At 63.5% G+C, this 16,657-nt stretch carries 14 protein-coding genes; 4 read left to right on the top strand and 10 right to left on the bottom strand.

Translation table 11 applies throughout. The annotated features are described in order from the left end of the window. Positions 1 to 121: 121 nt before the first annotated feature. Positions 122 to 1,312: a hypothetical protein gene (locus FJ424_RS21515; RefSeq protein ID WP_140659123.1), complete on the bottom strand. Its 1,191-nt coding sequence runs from the start codon at positions 1,310 to 1,312 to the stop codon at positions 122 to 124. 413 nt (positions 1,313 to 1,725) lie between these two features. On the opposite strand from FJ424_RS21515, the gene parC reads away from it, so the two are divergent. After that, positions 1,726 to 3,981, top strand: coding sequence for a DNA topoisomerase IV subunit A (gene parC, locus FJ424_RS21510; protein ID WP_140659122.1), 2,256 nt, complete (start codon positions 1,726 to 1,728; stop codon positions 3,979 to 3,981). Positions 3,982 to 4,103: 122 nt separating this feature from the next. Further along, a complete protein-coding gene (locus FJ424_RS21505; protein ID WP_140659121.1) occupies positions 4,104 to 5,303 on the top strand; it encodes an AI-2E family transporter in 1,200 nt (399 codons plus the stop codon). Here FJ424_RS21505 and FJ424_RS21500 read toward each other — a convergent pair. From FJ424_RS21500 to FJ424_RS21485, 4 genes are all read right to left on the bottom strand, one after another. Then, positions 5,291 to 6,187 carry a DMT family transporter gene (locus FJ424_RS21500; protein ID WP_140659120.1) on the bottom strand — a complete coding sequence of 299 codons (897 nt, stop codon included), beginning with the start codon at positions 6,185 to 6,187 and terminating at the stop codon, positions 5,291 to 5,293. The two genes, FJ424_RS21505 and FJ424_RS21500, sit on opposite strands and share 13 nt — an antisense overlap. 124 nt (positions 6,188 to 6,311) lie before the next feature. Beyond that, positions 6,312 to 7,076, bottom strand: coding sequence for an arginyltransferase (locus tag FJ424_RS21495; protein ID WP_140659119.1), 765 nt, complete (start codon positions 7,074 to 7,076; stop codon positions 6,312 to 6,314). 149 nt (positions 7,077 to 7,225) lie between these two features. Next, a complete protein-coding gene (locus FJ424_RS21490; RefSeq protein WP_140659118.1) occupies positions 7,226 to 7,651 on the bottom strand; it encodes an RDD family protein in 426 nt (141 codons plus the stop codon). Positions 7,652 to 7,759: 108 nt separating this feature from the next. Continuing rightward, on the bottom strand, positions 7,760 to 8,452 hold the full coding sequence (locus FJ424_RS21485) for an isoprenylcysteine carboxylmethyltransferase family protein (protein WP_246677318.1): 693 nt from the start codon (positions 8,450 to 8,452) through the stop codon (positions 7,760 to 7,762). Between the two features lie 169 nt (positions 8,453 to 8,621). On the opposite strand from FJ424_RS21485, the gene sthA reads away from it, so the two are divergent. Beyond that, entirely contained in the window at positions 8,622 to 10,010 is a 1,389-nt protein-coding gene (gene sthA, locus FJ424_RS21480; RefSeq protein ID WP_140541258.1) for a Si-specific NAD(P)(+) transhydrogenase, read from the top strand. Positions 10,011 to 10,031: 21 nt separating this feature from the next. On the opposite strand, the gene FJ424_RS21475 is transcribed toward sthA, so the two are convergent. The 5 genes from FJ424_RS21475 to FJ424_RS21455 form a co-directional block, all read right to left on the bottom strand. Continuing rightward, positions 10,032 to 11,138 carry a substrate-binding domain-containing protein gene (locus FJ424_RS21475; RefSeq protein ID WP_140659116.1) on the bottom strand — a complete coding sequence of 369 codons (1,107 nt, stop codon included), beginning with the start codon at positions 11,136 to 11,138 and terminating at the stop codon, positions 10,032 to 10,034. After that, positions 11,138 to 11,755 carry a 5-bromo-4-chloroindolyl phosphate hydrolysis family protein gene (locus FJ424_RS21470; RefSeq protein ID WP_140659115.1) on the bottom strand — a complete coding sequence of 206 codons (618 nt, stop codon included), beginning with the start codon at positions 11,753 to 11,755 and terminating at the stop codon, positions 11,138 to 11,140. Before FJ424_RS21470 ends, FJ424_RS21475 begins: the two co-directional genes overlap by 1 nt. Before the next feature lie 8 nt (positions 11,756 to 11,763). Continuing rightward, positions 11,764 to 13,335, bottom strand: coding sequence for a substrate-binding domain-containing protein (locus FJ424_RS21465; RefSeq protein ID WP_140659114.1), 1,572 nt, complete (start codon positions 13,333 to 13,335; stop codon positions 11,764 to 11,766). 10 nt (positions 13,336 to 13,345) lie between these two features. Continuing rightward, a complete protein-coding gene (locus FJ424_RS21460) occupies positions 13,346 to 14,425 on the bottom strand; it encodes a toxic anion resistance protein (protein ID WP_140659113.1) in 1,080 nt (359 codons plus the stop codon). 107 nt (positions 14,426 to 14,532) lie between these two features. Further along, on the bottom strand, positions 14,533 to 15,207 hold the full coding sequence (locus FJ424_RS21455; protein ID WP_246677317.1) for an alpha/beta hydrolase: 675 nt from the start codon (positions 15,205 to 15,207) through the stop codon (positions 14,533 to 14,535). A 204-nt stretch (positions 15,208 to 15,411) separates the two neighbouring features. On the opposite strand from FJ424_RS21455, the gene opgC reads away from it, so the two are divergent. Beyond that, the gene (gene opgC / locus FJ424_RS21450; protein ID WP_140659111.1) at positions 15,412 to 16,626 is read left to right on the top strand and encodes an OpgC domain-containing protein; all 1,215 of its coding nucleotides are present in this window, start codon (positions 15,412 to 15,414) and stop codon (positions 16,624 to 16,626) included. The last annotated feature ends 31 nt before the right edge of the window (positions 16,627 to 16,657 follow it).

The following is a 16,657-nucleotide window of genomic DNA, read 5'->3' as shown; positions in this document are numbered from 1 at the left end:
GTCCTCCGGCGGACAAGAAAACTGTCACCCATGCAATCGGTCCATTCTGTTACCTATCTATCCGGTTCGGACACCGGCACCTTCTCCCCGTATAGTGACGGGGAGAAGGCAGCTAATTCGATCAGTCCTGGTTCGCCTTGACCTTGACGCCCAACGTCTTCGGCAGGTCGAGCGGGTTGGACATGGCGCCGGCCATGATCAGCGCGAAGGGCACCGACGACGGCGGCTCGGCCGAGATTTCCAGGCTCTTCGGGTCATCGAGGAAGGTGTTGACGGCAGCCGACACCTCGGCCGTCAGCTCGGGATTGTTGAGCTGCGCCATGCCGAACGGCACGATCGCCTTGGCCTGGTTGGCGACGTCCTTGGCCGACATGCCCTGCTGCTTGCCGACATAGTCGAGCACCTTGCCGGTGAGCGAATCGTCCTCGAAGCGCACCGAGGCGCCGTTGAAGGAAAGCTGCTGCATCAGGCCGAGCATGGCCATCCCTTGCGCGGAATTGTCGGCGCCTTCCGGCTGGGCGGCGAGCTTCTTCTGCATCTCCTGCATCGACTTGATGAAGTCGACCGTGTAGCCGCCGAGGTCGAAGGTCATGCCGAGCGTTCCGGCATTTTCGACCGAGACGTCATATTTCGACAGCTCCATCTTGCCGTCGCTCGGCTGCCAGGTTCCGGCCATCGCGATGTTGCCCGAGATGTTCTGGTAGCCCAGCGCCTCGATGGCTTCCTTCGACTTCGGATCGTCGACCAGCGACAGGTCGGCGGTAAATTTTTCGGTGTTGGCGGTGAAGTCCATCGCCTTGCCGTCGGCCGGCGGGGTGATCTGGACGGCAAGCCCGTCCATCGCGAAAGCCGTCTTGTCGCCGACCTTGACCGTCATGTTGGAGAGTTCCGCCGACTTGTACATCATCAGCGAGCCGAGCGGATCGGTGCCGCCTTCGGCGGGAACCTTCATGTCGTGGATGACCACCGGGCTGAGGTTGAGTGTCACGCCATCCTTGCTGTGTTTGAAAGGCGAGGTCGAGACGGTGGCGATCTCATAGCCGCCGTTGGCTTCGCTGACCCCTTCCAGCTTCACGTCGCCGATCGGCAGCGCTTCCTTCTCGGCCGCCGGCTTGATGGAAACGCCCTGCAGCACGGCGTTCGAATCGTCGCCGGAGACGCCTGTCCAGGAAATGTCGACGCCCTGGGCGGCAAGGGCTGCCTTGATGCGCTCGGCCACCGCCGGATCGGCGGCGAAGGCCGCATTGAGCGGCAGCGTCAGCAGAAAGGTCGAAAAAGCCAGTTTCTTGAGCGTTGAGCGTTGGATTGTCATGGCGAGTTCCCTGTCCTGATTGGCTATGTGAAATTGTTTTGAAATCTGCTCCATCACCATTCCGTGACGAACGGGACGGGAAAAAGGCATTTCCGGCCCCATTTGTCGAAAACGGCGATGAAAAGCAAACGCCGGTCGGCAGCCATTGCCCGATGCGGTGAATTTGTCATGAAGGCCGCGGCCCCTTCCGCCAGCGTGTTGCATGCGAGATAGAGGCCGCATGTAACGGATTGATGTTGGCCGGAGTCATGACGCCGCCGCGGCCTGTTGCAGGTCGGCGGCAAATTGCAGCCGCCGCCTTGGTGCTTCCGTGAAATCCTTCACACCGCCGGTGCGCGTCCACGGCCGCGACGAATCCGCCGATGTTCACGCCGGCGCTTGCCGCGAATCATCCGCTCGGCTAGTCCAAACCCATGGGAAAGCGGCTTTTGCCGCCGCAGGACAATGGCGGCGGCGACCACATCGAACCGGTCGACCTGAAGGAAGCGCTTGAAAAGCGCTATCTCGCCTATGCGCTGTCGACCATCATGCACCGGGCACTGCCGGATGTGCGCGACGGGCTGAAGCCGGTCCATCGCCGCATTATGCATGCCATGCGCCTGCTCAGGCTCAACCCCGGCCAGGGTTTTGCCAAATGCGCAAAAATCGTCGGCGAGGTGATGGGCAATTTCCACCCGCATGGCGACCAGTCCATCTATGACGCGCTGGTGCGATTGGCGCAGGATTTCTCGATGCGCTACCCGTTGGTCGACGGGCAGGGCAATTTCGGCAATATCGACGGCGATAACGCCGCCGCCATGCGCTACACCGAAGCGCGCATGACCGAGGTGGCGTCGGAACTGCTGGAAGGCATCACCGAAGATGCCGTCGACTTCCGCCCGAATTATAATGGAGACCATGAAGAGCCAGTGGTGCTCCCCGGCGCCTTCCCAAACCTGCTCGCCAACGGTTCCTCCGGCATTGCCGTCGGCATGGCGACTTCCATCCCGCCGCACAACGCGGCCGAGCTTTGCGACGCGGCACTTCACCTGATCGAGCATCCGGACGCGCCGGTGGCGAAACTGATGGATTTCGTTCAGGGTCCGGATTTCCCGACCGGCGGCATCATTGTCGACAGCCGCGCCTCGATCCTCGAAGCCTATGAAACGGGCCGTGGCGGTTTTCGCGTGCGCTCGAAATGGGGTCAGGAAGACCAGGGCAGGGGCACCTGGAGCATCGTCGTCACCGAAATCCCCTACGGCGTCCAGAAGGCCAGGCTGATCGAGAAGATCGCCGAGCTGTTGATGGCGCGCAAGCTGCCGCTGCTCGAAGACGTCCGCGACGAGAGTGCGGAAGACATCCGCGTCGTCCTGGTGCCGAAGAGCCGCACGGTCGATCCCGGCATCCTGATGGAATCGCTGTTCAAGCTCACCGAGCTCGAAAGCCGCTTCCCGCTCAACATGAACGTTTTGTCGCGCGGCAAGGTGCCGAACGTCCTGTCGCTGAAGGGCGTGCTGAAGGAGTGGCTCGACCACCGCCGCGAGGTTTTGATCCGCCGCTCGAAATACCGGCTCGGCGAGATCGAGAAGCGGCTGGAAATCCTCGCCGGCTATCTGATCGCCTATCTCAACATCGACGAGGTCATCCGGATCATCCGCGAGGAGGATGAGCCCAAGCAGGTGATGATAGCCCGCTGGTCGCTCACCGACAACCAGGCCGAAGCGATCCTCAACATGCGCCTGCGCGCGTTGCGCAAGCTCGAAGAGATCGAGATCCGCAAGGAATTCGACGGCCTCACCGCCGAGAAGAAGCAGATCGAGGCCCTGCTGGCTTCCGACGCCAAGCAATGGTCGACGATCAAGTGGGAAGTCACCAAGATCCGCGACACGTTCGGTCCGGAGACCGAACTCGGCAAGCGTCGCACCCAGTTCGCCGATGCGCCCGAGCATGACCTGACCGACATCGCGCACGCCATGATCGAGCGCGAGCCGGTCACTGTCGTTGTGTCGGAAAAGGGCTGGCTGCGCGCCATGAAGGGCCACCTGACCGACCATTCGCAGCTCGCCTTCAAGGAAGGCGACAGCCTGAAGCTCGCCTTCCATGCCCAGACTACGGACAAGATCCTGGTCTTCACCACCGGCGGCAAGTTCTACACCATCGGCGCCGACCGGCTGCCGGGCGGGCGCGGCCATGGCGAGCCGATCCGCATCATCGTCGACATGGAGAACGATCAGGACATCGTCACCGCCTTTGTCCATGATCCCAAACGCAAGCTGCTGCTCGTCTCCTACGACGCCAACGGTTTCGTCGTTTCGGAGGAAGAGGTCGTCGCCAACACCCGCAAGGGCAAGCAAGTGATGAACGTCAAGGCGCCGGACGAGGCCAAGCGCTGCATCCCGGTGTCGGGCGACCATCTCGCCATTGTCGGCGAGAACCGCAAGATGCTGGTCTTCCCGCTGGCCGAAATCCCGGAAATGGCGCGCGGCAAGGGCGTGCGCCTGCAGAAATACAAGGATGGCGGCGTGCTGGACCTGAAGACCTTCACCCTCGAGACGGGGCTCTCCTGGCAGGATTCGGCCGATCGCACCTTTACCAAGTCGCGCGAGGAGCTTGCCGAGTGGATCGGCGCGCGCGCCGCGGCCGGCCGCATGGTGCCGAAGGGTTTCCCCAGGACGGGCAAGTTCGGGTGAAGTTAGCTCATCTCCCCCACGAGAGGGGAGATCAGTCAATCATTTGGACTATCGTCACGATTGCTGCACTATGATGGTGCATAAGCATCCATTGAACCATCGGGCAGGGGAGAAACGCACGCTTGAAGCGGGCTGAAATCCAGAAACCGGGGCAGCGCCTGTTCGGCCTGTCGACGCCGCTCAGGGCGGCCGTCATCCCGCCGCTGTCGGCGGCGCGTTGGCTCCTGGTGCTGATCGCCGCCGCCGGCGTCTATTTCTTCCACGGCTTCCTGTTCCCGGTGCTGGCCGCCCTCGTCATCGCCTTCGCCAGCTGGCCGCTCTACCGCCGGCTGCTCGTCGCCGTCGGCGGCAACCGCACCGTCGGCGCGACCTTGGCCATACTTTTCATCCTCACCTTCCTGGTCGTGCCGATCGCGCTTGCCGGCACCTATGCCATCAACGAGCTGCGCGAGTGGGTGACCTGGGCGATCGAGACCAATCGGCACGGCGCGGTGACACCGGGTTGGATCGCCACCATGCCGGTCGTCGGCGAGTGGCTGAACGAGCAGTGGACGGGCTATCTCGGCCATCCCGGCGGCATCGGCGAATTGATCCAGCTGATCAGCGGCTCCAATATCGGCAGCATCTATCGCGGCGCCTTGGCCGCCGGCGGCAGCGCCTTCGGCCTGTTGCTGACGCTTCTGTTCATGATGATCGCGCTGTTCTTCGCCTATCGCGACGGCGAATCTTTCGCGGCCCAGGTCGATCGCCTCGGCGAACGCATCCTGCCGACACGCTGGGAGCGGATCTCGCGTGTCGTGCCGGCAACCATCTCCTCGACGGTCACCGGCATGACCATCATCGCCATCGGCGAGGGCCTGGTGCTCGGCATCGCCTATTGGCTCGCCGGCGTGCCGTCGCCGGTGACGCTCGGCGCGCTTACCGGCATCATGGCGCTGATCCCGGGCGGCGCGCCGCTCTCCTTCACCCTGGTGTCGATCTACCTCGCCGCCAGCGGCAAGCTTTTCGCCGGCGCGGCCCTGTTCATCTGGGGCGCGGTCGAGCTCTTCATCGTCGACAAGACCTTGCGGCCCAAGCTCGTCGGCGGCCCGATCAAGCTGCCTTTCCTGCCGACCTTTTTCGGCCTGATCGGCGGCGTCAAGACGATGGGTTTCCTCGGCCTGTTCATCGGCCCGGTGTTGATGGCGCTGCTCGTCGCCATCTGGCGCGAATGGCTGCGCGAGGTCGAGATCATGGACGAGCTTCCGCCTGTCGCCGACGAGGCCGGCGCGCCGCCCCGGATCGAGGCTGCCGCCGAGCCAAGGAAGATTCAGGCTGGGTGATGCACCGCGAGGTCCGCACGGCGCTTGCGGCCCTCATGCAATTGCCAGAGCGAATGCGCGACCAGCGTTACGATCATGATGCCGCCGCCGATCAGGCTGTTGCGTGACGGTGTCTCGGCGAAGATCATCCACACCCAGACCGGCGCCAGGATCGTTTCCAAGAGATAGAACATCGCGACTTCCGCGCCCGAGATGTATTTCGGTCCGTTGGCGAGGCAGAAGAACGCGATCGGCATGACGACGCCGCCGTTCAGGATGATCCACCACGGCGCTTCGACTTGAAAGCCGGTCCTGGAGACCATGAACGCCGCCACTCCAAAAGGCAGGATCACGCCGATAAGCGCGGTAAAGCCCATGTCCTTGCCGCTGGCGCGCGAGATGGTGATGGCGCAGGCAATCAGGAAGGCCGAACACAATGCCATCAGGTCGCCGAACAAATATCCGGTGCCGACGGAATCGCCGACGATGATGGCGACGCCGACGATCATCAGCGCCATTGCGGCGAGGGTCAGCGGTCGCGGCCGCTCCTTCAGGAACAGCCACGACAGCAGCGCCGCGAAGACGGTGTTGAAGGCCAGGATGAAGACCAGATCGGCTGTCGATGTATGATAGACGGCTGTCATGAAGGCGACCGCGCCGAGCCCGTAAATCACGGCCACGACCAGCCCCGACCAGCCGGGTATGAGCTGCGGCGCATTCTTGCTGTACAAGCGCCAGACCGCCCACATGATCAGCGCCGCCGCCAAGGTGCAGCTGGTGCGCAGCAAAAGGATGGTCCAAGCTTCGCCATCCGCGAGCCGGATCAGCGGAATATCTATGCTCAGCACCAGACCGCCGATGGCGGTGACGAGGAGGCCTTTCTGGTGATCGGTGTGGGAAGACATGTGATCGTTCTCGAAACAAAGCGAGAGCAAGGGCCGGCGCGATTGCACACCTCGCGCGCGAGGGCGCGCAAGATCGGCGTCTTCTCCCTTGAAACACAATAAGGGCGGGTTCGGGAAAACTGTTTTAGCGACTGACCGCTTCGTGGTCGTAGCGTTCCCAGCCTTTCGGGCCGAGATGCTCCTGCGGCATGAAGCGCATCTTATAATTCATCTTGCGCGAGCCGTTGACCCAGTAGCCGAGATAGACGTGGGGCAGTCCCATCGCCTTGGCGCGGGCGATGTGATCGAGGATCATGAAGGTGCCGAGCGAGCGGTCCTCGAAGTCAGGATTGAAATAGGAATAGACCATCGACAGGCCATCGGCCATCTTGTCGGTGAGCGCGACCGCGATCAGCTCGCCATGGCCCTTGCCGGTGATGAACGTGTCGGGGCCGCGACGCCGGTATTCGATGATCTTGGTGTCGACATGCGTGTCTTCCACCATCATCGCATAGTCGAGCACGGTCATGTCCGACATGCCGCCACGGCGATGGCGGGCGTCGAGATAGCCGCGGAAGAGCGAGTATTGCTCGGTCGAGGGCTGCGCGTCATGCATGGCCCCGACAAGGTCGGCATTGTGCTGGATGACGCGGCGCATGTTGCGGCTGGGGCTGAATTCCTGTGCCAGGATGCGAACCGACACACAGGCGCGGCACGACTCGCAGGCCGGACGGTAGGCGATGTTCTGCGAGCGCCGGAAGCCGCCTTGCGTCAGCAGGTCGTTCATCTCCGGCGCCTTGTCGCCGACAAGGTGCGTGAACACCTTGCGCTCGAACTGTCCCTCCAGATAAGGGCACGGCGACGGCGCGGTCAGGAAGAACTGCGGCGACTGGGTCGGATGCTGCGTCATCTAATCTTGGAAACGCTCCTGCGAATCGCCCTACCTTTGGCCCGGTCGACGAAAAATTCAACAGGATTGTGCGGACGCGACGGGCTCGACCTGTTCATATTTGTGCGCAGGCGGCGCGGCGGTCTGATCGACACGGCCGTGGAACGCCGTCAGATATCGGTGCGGGTGACCACCGTGCCGAGCAGCAGGTCGTGCAGCGTGCGCTTGCGGTCGGAGAACAGCGTGATCAGGAGCACCAGCGGCGTCAGGATGACGTTGCCGGCCCAGAACAGCACCGAGTGAACCACGGCCGTCATGCCGTCGATGCGGCTGCCGTCGAGCTTCTCCAGGCGGATACCCATGATCTTCATGCCGGTCGTCGCCTGGCCGCGGCTGCCCAGCGTGTTCCAGATGTAGAGAATGGCGACCATCGGCACCAGCACCGAAAACAGCGCCCAGCCGAGGCCGAAAGTCAAAAGCCCGAGAATGGCTACCAGGATGGCGAAGGGAATGGTCAGCAGCGCGACGAAGAAATAGTCGAGCAGGAAGGCGAAGATGCGCCTTATCCGCACCCCGCGATAGGCGCGAGTGTTCATATCCGTTCCTCAATCGCGGCATCCGCTTGAGGATGCCTGCCGCCCTTTTCAAATGGTGAGGGTGGCCCGGAATTCAAGGAAGGTGCCCGCCGGCGGACCGGCGCGATATCAGAAGATGCCGGGGCAGAGCCTGTAGCGGACCCGCCAGAGATAGTCGCGATACTCCTGCGTGAGCGCCAGGATGCGCTCCTCGCGCAGGATGCGATGGATCTGGAACAGGGTGATGATCGCGTAGACCGTGAAATTGTAGATCGAGAAGCTCGACAGCAGGAAAAGGATGTGCCCCGCCAGGTAGCCGGCATAGATCGGGTGCCGCACGAACCGATAGGCGCCGCCGGTGACGACGCCACGATTGGCGGGCAGGATGGCGAAGGAGCGGCCAAGCGACATCTTGCCCCAGATCACCAGCCACAGCGCCAGGAATTGCAGCGGCGCCGCGATATAGAGCGGGATGATGGCGGTTCCGTCCTGGAGCGATACGAAACCCGAGCCGAAACCGGCCGTCAGCGAGATGAATACCGTGAAAGGGCTCCAGTCGCGGACAATCGGTCGGCGCGCCAGCAGCAGCCAGATGAAAGTCAGCGCATCTGAGATCATGAGCAGCAGGACGTTCAGCCTGCCCGGATCGATAACCATCTGGTACGCGCCGCGATAGACGAAGACCGCGGCGACCGCCAACGCGATGAAACGGAACAGGCCTTCGCGCAGATCGGTAAGAACCGCGCTGCTCTGAAGGCCGTGCCAGAAACCCGTTTCCGCGCCAGGCAACGCATCGCTTTTGGAAATCGTCAACCCTGCCACCCCGGTGGTCCCTCGACATGGACCATTGCACGCAAGCCTTGCCGTCCAGTTAAGGATTCGCCTGCTTTCGGCTGCATTGGCGGATTCGTCTGCCGAGGGAATGGTGTTGCCTGTTGAACATGACATTCTTCCCGGTCTAGCTTGCTGCGGCGCACAAAGGGGACGGGACATGGACTACGACATGCTGGTCATCGGCAGCGGCCCTTCGGGGCGCCGCGCCGCGGTGCAATCGGCCAAGCTCGGCAAGTCGGTGCTGGTGGTCGACCGGGGCCGGCGCCTGGGCGGCGTCTCGGTGCACACCGGCACCATCCCGTCGAAGACGCTGCGCGAGACGGTGCTCAACCTCTCGGGCTGGCGCGAACGCGGCTTCTACGGGCGTGGCTACCGGGTCAAGCAGGACATTTCGATCTCAGATCTGGTCGACCGGCTGCACAAGACGCTCGACCATGAGGTCGAGGTGCTGCAGCATCAGTTCATGCGCAACACGGTGAAGAGCGCGCGCGCCGCCGTGAAGTTCCTCACGCCGAACAAGGTCAGCCTGACCGCCGACAATGGCGATTACAGCGAAGTTGGCTTCGCCAACGCGCTGATCGCCGTCGGCACCAGGCCGCACCGGCCGGCCGACGTGCCCTTCGACAAAAAGCGCGTCTTCGACAGCGACGAGATGCTGGAACTCCACCATCTGCCGCGCACGCTGACGGTGATCGGCGCCGGCGTCATCGGCGTCGAATACGCCACCATCTTTTCCGCGCTCGACGTCCCGGTGACACTGGTCGAGCCGCGCAACACCATCCTCGACTTCATCGATCGCGAGATCGTCGACGACTTCATTCACCAGATGCGCGACCGCGGCATGACCATCCGCCTCGGCAGCACGGTGAAGGAGATCGCCTCGAAACCCGACCACGCCGAAGTGACGCTGGCCGACGGTCGCACCATCCGCTCCGAGATGGTGCTCTACGCAGCCGGCCGCACAGGCAATGTCGCCAGCCTCGGCCTCGACACGGTCGGCATCGAGGCCGACGCCCGCGGCCGCATCAAGGTCGATCCGCATACCTTCCAGACCACGGTTTCAAACATCTACGCGTCCGGCGACGTCATCGGCTTCCCGAGCCTCGCCTCGACCTCGATGGAGCAGGGCCGGGTGGCGGCTTGCCACGCCTTCGGGGTCCACCTGCCGCCGCCGCCGGAGAGCTTTCCCTATGGCATCTACGCCGTGCCGGAAATTTCCACGGTCGGCCTGTCGGAAGAACAGGTGCGCGACAGCGGCGCAGCCTACGAGGTCGGCCTGGCGCGCTTCCGCGAGACCTCGCGCGGCCACATCATGGGCGTCTCAAGCGGCTTCCTGAAGCTGTTGTTCTCGGTCGAGACGCGCCGCCTGCTCGGCGCCCATATCGTCGGCGAGGGCGCGACCGAACTCATCCATATCGGCCAGGCGGTGATCAACCTCGGCGGCACGGTCGACTTCTTCGTCAACAACACTTTCAATTACCCGACGCTGGCCGAGGCTTACAAGATTGCGGGTTTGGATGCCTGGAACAGGATGGGGCAGGGGTGAGGGATCGGCCAAGCTGGCCGGTCAGCCTTCCATCTGCGACAGCAGAGAAAGCATGACGTCGGCCGAAGGCATCGGCAGCACCGCCTCGATCTCGGCCGGCCGCACGCCGGCGATGGCGTCTGCATCGCCCGCCACGGTACCGAGCGGCCCGCGGAACCCGTGCTTCGACCAGGCGAGTTGCTGCAGCTTCGCGCTGGTCAGCGCTTCGAGCAGCGGATCGACCGCCGGATCGATGACGATCAGCGGATGCGCCGAATAGACGGTGGGGCGCGGATAGAGGATCTCCGGCTTGGCGCCGGCGCCGGCCTGTACGCGCTGCCAGCGCTCCGGATCGGCAAGCGCCCATTCCACGAGCTGGTTTTCGTAGCCCACCACCATCGGCTCGGCGCCGAGCCCTCCGGCGATATACTGGTCGAACAGCTTGCCTGACGAGGACGATTTCAGGCCCATGCTGCGGAAGATCGACTTCGCCTCCTCGCCATGCCGGGCAAGCAGTTCCTGCGTCGCCACGTCGCCGCTCATCAGGCTGAGCACGAGCCCTGCGAACATGAAGCCGGAATTGGAGCGGTTGGGGTCGGTGGAGACGATGCGTGCGCGACCATAGAGTTCGGAAATGCCGAGATCCGACCAGTTCTTGCCGGCCAGGATGGCATCGAGCAGCGCCTTGAGGTCGAGCTGGTTGTAGCCGCCCTTGGCGGCGACGGTGACCAGGCCGCTCTTCTTCAGGCCTTCGACCACCGGGCCCCAGGTGTAGACGACGATCGGCGAGTTGAGCACGACCTGGTCGTTGCGGACGGAAACGCCACTTTTGCGGGCGAGATCGACCATGATCGACGAGGACGGCCACAGGAATTGCGGCTTCTGCGTCAGGAGCGCCGGCTCGCGCACCATCTCGACCGAACCGGCGACACGGGCGTCGAGCTCCAGCCCGTAGCCGCCAAGCGCGCCGATCACATCGGGGTCGGCCAGGAAAGCCTGCTTCTCGCCGCCGACGAAGCCGAACAGATGCGCGCGGTTGCCGAGATAACCGCGAAACTCCGGCCGGTCCTTGAGCGTCAGATAGCCGCCTGTTCCGGCCGCGGCGGCGGCAAGCAGTCCCAGTCCGAAAGCGCGGCGAGAAAGGGCCATCAGCGACCGATATCCTCTTTCAGCGACTCCTGGATGAGTCGAAGGTCAACGTCGAGCGTGCCAAGCTCGGAGTCCGCCTGGCTGTCGGCATAGTGGACGAAGGCGTCCTGCAGCTTGGTGATCACCGCGCCGACAGTGGCAAGCCGCTGCTGGCTTGGCGCGCGGCGATCGGCAAGCGTGGCATAGCCTTCCGCGACTTCCGCCGCCTGCGGCACGTAATAGGTCAGGAAGCGCCGCACGGAAGCAGCGCTTGCCGGTTTCGCCTCGACTTTGGAGATGACGTCGGCGGCGATATCGGAAAGGTTCTTCACCTTGGCTTTTATGTCCTTGTCGGCGATAGAGCCGGCCGCGGCCGCCAGCCGGTCGGCCGCTGGCTGCGCCTGCGCCAGCAATTCGCGCGCGAACGCCACTTGGCCGCCGCCTATCGAGCGCAGGTCGAGCCCTTCGAACAGCTGGCGTGGCGCCAGCACGAAGATCAATCCGGCAAAGACCAGAACCGAGATCACCGCCGAGACCAGGAAGGGGAAGTGGGTGAACGTGCCGAGACCAATCAGCAGCGCGGCCGACACCAGCCCCGCCGCGATCCAGTTCCAGTCATTGCCGAACAAGCCGCGCATGGTTGGCCTTAGTTGTAGCCGCGCGCCGCGCGGAAGGCACCCGCAAGGTCGCCGCCGCCGTCGAAGACACGCGCCGAGGTCGCCTTGGCGAGACTGTCGAGCTGGCTCTTGTCGGCATCGCCGAAGGTGATCCCGAACACCGGCACCCGCAGCGGCGCCTGGCGCCACTCAGCCAAGAACGGCTCGGCGCTGCCGTCGGTGCGGCCATCCGTCATGATGACGATGGCCGGCAGGTATTTCGGCAGGTCGGGCGTCGTCAGGATCTTCTGCAGCGCCTGCGAGGCGCAGGCATACATGTCGGTACCGCCGCCGGCGCGCTGCTGCGCCACGTCGCCAAGCAGCTGGTTCTGGCCCGCAGGATCACCGGTCGCGTCGAAAATGTCGCGCACTTTGCTGTCGAAAGGCAGCACGAAAATGTGGTCGGACGGCGTCCATTGCACCAGCACTTCGCTCGACTTTTCCGGCGTGAACAGGAACTGCGCGGCCTGCTGCAACTGCGTTTCGCCCTCGTTCTCCATCGAACCCGAGAAGTCGAAGCAGAGCGCCGTCAATGACGGTTTGCGTAGCGCCTGCTGGTAGAGGTCAAGCGCCTTGCGGATCACCGCGGGTTCCGGCATGCGGATCGACGTCACCAGCTTGCCCGGATCGAAATTCCAGTCGGGCTCAGCCGTCGCCTGGACCGAGGCGCCGCCGAGCGGCAGTCGCCGGCCAGTGTCGGCGATGCGCTTGCGCACCGTGTCCGACTGCAGATAGGCGAGCAGGTCGGCGAAGAACTTTTCGACATCGGCGCCGCGCCCGTGATCGATGAAGCCGAGCGGGGAATCGCCGACCGCGACGCCATCGGCCGGATAGACCGCGTAGAGCGGCTCGTCGCCCATTTGCTTCAGTCTGTCGTTGGTCTCTTTCAGCGTCGCCTCGTAATTCCACATCGCGTCATAGAGCGTGCCCTTGCGCGCGGAATCGACATAGAGGTCGGCCAGCCAGCCTGAAGACCCGGAAGAGCGCTCGACGCCCTGCAGCAGGGCGCCGACCGTGTCGTGCACGGAGAGGTTGTCGAGGTCGCCGGGCTGGATCACTTCCTTGCCGCCGAGCGCGCTGGAGAGCATCGCCAGATAGGCGCTGGCGCCGGAGTTGGACTGCGTGGCCGAGGTCATCAGGAATTTGAGCTTGCCGTCCTTCACCGCGGCAAGGATGTCCTTCATGTAGACTTGCCTGCCGATCCAGCCGAGTTCGGCGGCCTTGGATTTGCGCACGCCGAGGATGACCGGCATCTGCGCGATCGAGGTGAGGTTGCGTACCTTGCGGCCGGTATCGAACAGGTCGACCCAGACGCTCGACGCCGGCCAGACCGCGTCCTGATCGAGCCCGCTGGCCTTCTGCAGACCGAGACCGATATCGAGCGAGCCTTGGTAGGAGATGGTGCAGGTCGCGCCCTGCTTGGCGCAGAACTCCTGCACGATCGGCTCCAGCACCGTGTTCTCCGAACCGGACACGATCGAGAATTTGACGTTGCTCGAATTGCAGGCCGCCAGCAGCAGCGCGGCCGCCAACGCCAGAACGGACGAAAGCTTCATTGGCATCGACGCCCCGTCAGCCCTGGGTGAGCGCTTTCTTGAGGTCGGCGGTCATCTGGTCCATCTGCTTTTCGGCGTCGGCCCGCTTTTGCCGGCCTTGCTCCTGGACCTTGAGCACACCTTGCACCGTGTCGATCAGATCGCGGTTGGCCTGCGCCAGCGTCTCGACATCGACGATGCCGCGCTGCGCCTGCTCCTCGATTGAGATGGCCTGATCCTTCATCATCTTCGATGTCTGGCGGATCATCTCGTTGGTGGCGTCCGTCACCGTCTTTTGCAGCTCCAGCGCCGACTTCTGGTTGGTCAACCCAAGCAGGATGACCATCTTCTGTTTCCAAGCCGGCACGGTCAGCACCGAGGTGGCCTGCAGGTTCTCGATCAGCGTCTCGTCGCCCGACTGCACAATGCGGATCTGTGGCAATTGCTGGATGCCGAGCTGGCGCGCCTGCACCAGATAGAAGATGCGCTTTTCCAGCCGGTCGAGCGCCTGCACGGCGTCCTGGTAGGTTTGCGCCTCCAGGGAGCCGGCGGTGTCGGCGCTCTTCGCCTCCGCCGCGGCCTTCAGCTTCGGCAGCTCGTCGGCGCGGTATTCATCGACGAATTTCTTGCCGGCCTGCACATAGGCGTCGAGATTGAGGATGGAGTCCTTGGTCTGCTCGTGCAGGTCGTCGAGCACGGCGATGTCGCGCCTGAGCGTGTCCTTATGACGGTCGAGCTCAAGGCCGATACGGTCGATCTGACCGGCGACGTCCTCGTACTTTTCCTTGAAGCGCTCGAGCCGAGCCTTGAACGAGGAGAACAAATTGCTCAAGAACCCTTCGTCCTTCAGCGAAGCCGGATCGAGGTTCCTGGCCTTCATGATGATGTCGGTAAGCAATGTGCCGGTGTCGCCGAGATCGCGGTTGCGGATCTGCGACAGGACCTTGTCGGCATAGTCGCTGACCGCTTGCTGGGCGCGGTCGCCGAAGACCGAAATCGCCGCTCGGTCGCGAATATCGATGCCGCCTTCGATCCTGGCGACCTCGCCCGGGCTGGCGGCAATGGCGGGCAACTTCGAAGTGTCGTCGAGCAGAGTGATGCTGTTCTCGTCGGCCATTGAGACCTCCCCCTCGGTGAACAGTATCTCGATAGACAGTGTGTGACAGACATATGACAATGGCCGGGCGTGGCGCTTGGGCCGTGAAATAGATTACATTTCAGGGCCTATGCGGAGGGACCCCTCGCTTCTGCAGCCGGCGCCGCCAGCCATTGTCGCACGATCGCGGCGTCCGCATCGCCGAATTCATGGCCCGAGGCGACGATGCGCGCGTCGACCTCGGCGCGGCGCTCGCTGAACAGCGTCACCAGGGCAGGAGCGAACAGACCATAGGTCTGGTCGGCGGCGCCGGCGACGATCAGCACCCGTGTGCCGCTAAGATCTGACGTTGGAGGATTGTCGAGCACCGGCATCGCCCTCAACAGCGCCGCCTGCTTGACCAGGCCGGGATGGAGCAGCATCAGGCTGGAGACGACATTGGCGCCGTTCGAATAACCAAGGAAGGTCGCGCGTTGCAGGTGGAGCCCATGTTGCCGCGCGGCTTCCGTCGCGAACTGGGCATAGGCGGCCGTCTCGGCACGGATGGAGGTTTGCTCGAAACTGGTCGGCGTGATTCGCTCGAACCAGCGAAATCCGTCCTCCTGCCGAATGCGGCCGCGCGCTGCGACGATCACCGAACGCGGCGCGATCTGCATCGCCAGCGGCAGCATCGTCGTCTCGTCCACGCCTGACCCGTGCAGCACGAAGAGGCAGTCGCCGCTGGCGTTTGCCGGCTTCAGCAGACGGTAGGGAAATGTCAGATCCTCGCGCAGGATGCTGTTTTCGTCGCTATATTCGAACACGCTCACATCCATTTGATTCCATGAGAGATTCGTTGATTTGCCGGCTTCAAAACGGAATATTTTCGCGCTCCGCGAAAGTTGATTGAACCAGGCGCAATTCAGGCCGTTTTTCCGCCGATACACTCCTCCTGGGAGGAATCGAAGCGGTGCGCCCCGGGGGTCGCATTGCTGGCTATGAACAACCAGCTTTGAGGCCTTTTGTCGATGACCACCCCTGTTTCCAACGATCGCGACAAGCGTAACGATCGCAACAAGCGTATCGTCGAGCGCGATACGCGGATCGACGTGCTGCGCGCGCTCGCGCTGCTCACCATTTTCGTCGACCATGTGCCTGGCACGGTCTTCGAGAATTGGACCTATAAGAATTTCGGGTTTTCCGATGCGGCGGAGGCCTTCGTGCTGATTTCCGGCATCTCGGTGGCGCTGGCCTATGGCACGACGTTCAAGCCGGGCGGCCGATTGCTCGCGACCTTGAAGATGTGGCGGCGCGCTGGCGTGCTCTACATCTCCCACATCGTCATCACGATGGTGGTGATCGCGCTGTTTTGCGCCGCCGCGCTGTTCGCGCACCGGCCGGAAATCCTGATGATGATCAACATCGAACCCTTGATGCGCAACACGCCGCAGGTGCTGCTCGGCATCGTCACGCTCGGCCACCAACTCGGCTATAACAACATCCTGCCCGTCTATGCGGCGCTGCTTCTGGCGGCGCCTGCTTTCGTGCTGTTCGTCAGCTATCGGCCCGTGCCGGCGCTGATCGCGTCCGGCCTGCTGTGGCTCGTCGCAGGCATCTGGCAGATCGCGCCGCCGAACTATCCGGAGCCAGGCCTTTGGTTCCTCAACCCGCTGTCTTGGCAGTTCCTTTTCAACATCGGCCTTGCCGCCATGCTGCATGTGAAGCGCGGCGGGCGGATCCCAGTCAATCCGTGGCTGCTTGGTGCCGCCGGCATCTATGTGATCGGAGCGGCGATCTGGGTGCACAGCCCGCTCTGGGGGCAGATCACCTGGTTCGACCTGCCGGTGGTGATCGGCGGCTTCGATAAGACCTTCCTGTCGCTGCCTCGGCTGCTGCATATCCTGTCGGTCAGCTATCTGATCGTGGCGCTGCCGGCTGTCTCGAACCTCTTCCGCGTCCGGCCCGACAATCCGCTGGCGATCCTGGGCAAGCGCTCGCTGCCGGTGTTCATCGCCGGCACGTTGCTTGCCATGGCGGCGCAGGTGCTGAAGCTGATCAATCCGGGCGGCCCGGCCTACGACACGCTTCTGATCGCTGCAGGCATCGCCATGCAACTCGCGCTTGCACTCTACCTCGAATGGCTTGCGAGCCTCGGCCCCTCCCGCGCCAAGCCGGTACGCGAGGAGCCTGCGCGTGCGACGTTCGGCGTGCAGCCGCTGCCGGCGCGGGCGGGCGGCTACTGACCGCAGCGCAAGGAAAGTGCCGGGTGGTCTA

This window comes from Mesorhizobium sp. B3-1-8 (genome assembly GCF_006439495.1).
Taxonomy (GTDB): domain Bacteria; phylum Pseudomonadota; class Alphaproteobacteria; order Rhizobiales; family Rhizobiaceae; genus Mesorhizobium.
This window is presented reverse-complemented; position numbering and strand designations above follow the sequence as displayed.

Bases quoted from the DNA above. Each gene is read 5' to 3' on its own strand.
- FJ424_RS21515 (WP_140659123.1), bottom strand. From the start codon at position 1,312: ATGACAATCCAACGCTCAACGCTCAAGAAACTGGCTTTTTCGACCTTT.
- parC (WP_140659122.1), top strand. From the start codon at position 1,726: ATGGGAAAGCGGCTTTTGCCGCCGCAGGACAATGGCGGCGGCGACCAC.
- FJ424_RS21500 (WP_140659120.1), bottom strand. From the start codon at position 6,187: ATGTCTTCCCACACCGATCACCAGAAAGGCCTCCTCGTCACCGCCATC.
- FJ424_RS21495 (WP_140659119.1), bottom strand. From the start codon at position 7,076: ATGACGCAGCATCCGACCCAGTCGCCGCAGTTCTTCCTGACCGCGCCG.
- FJ424_RS21490 (WP_140659118.1), bottom strand. From the start codon at position 7,651: ATGAACACTCGCGCCTATCGCGGGGTGCGGATAAGGCGCATCTTCGCC.
- sthA (WP_140541258.1), top strand. From the start codon at position 8,622: ATGGACTACGACATGCTGGTCATCGGCAGCGGCCCTTCGGGGCGCCGC.
- FJ424_RS21475 (WP_140659116.1), bottom strand. From the start codon at position 11,138: ATGGCCCTTTCTCGCCGCGCTTTCGGACTGGGACTGCTTGCCGCCGCC.
- FJ424_RS21470 (WP_140659115.1), bottom strand. From the start codon at position 11,755: ATGCGCGGCTTGTTCGGCAATGACTGGAACTGGATCGCGGCGGGGCTG.
- FJ424_RS21465 (WP_140659114.1), bottom strand. From the start codon at position 13,335: ATGCCAATGAAGCTTTCGTCCGTTCTGGCGTTGGCGGCCGCGCTGCTG.
- FJ424_RS21460 (WP_140659113.1), bottom strand. From the start codon at position 14,425: ATGGCCGACGAGAACAGCATCACTCTGCTCGACGACACTTCGAAGTTG.
- opgC (WP_140659111.1), top strand. From the start codon at position 15,412: ATGACCACCCCTGTTTCCAACGATCGCGACAAGCGTAACGATCGCAAC.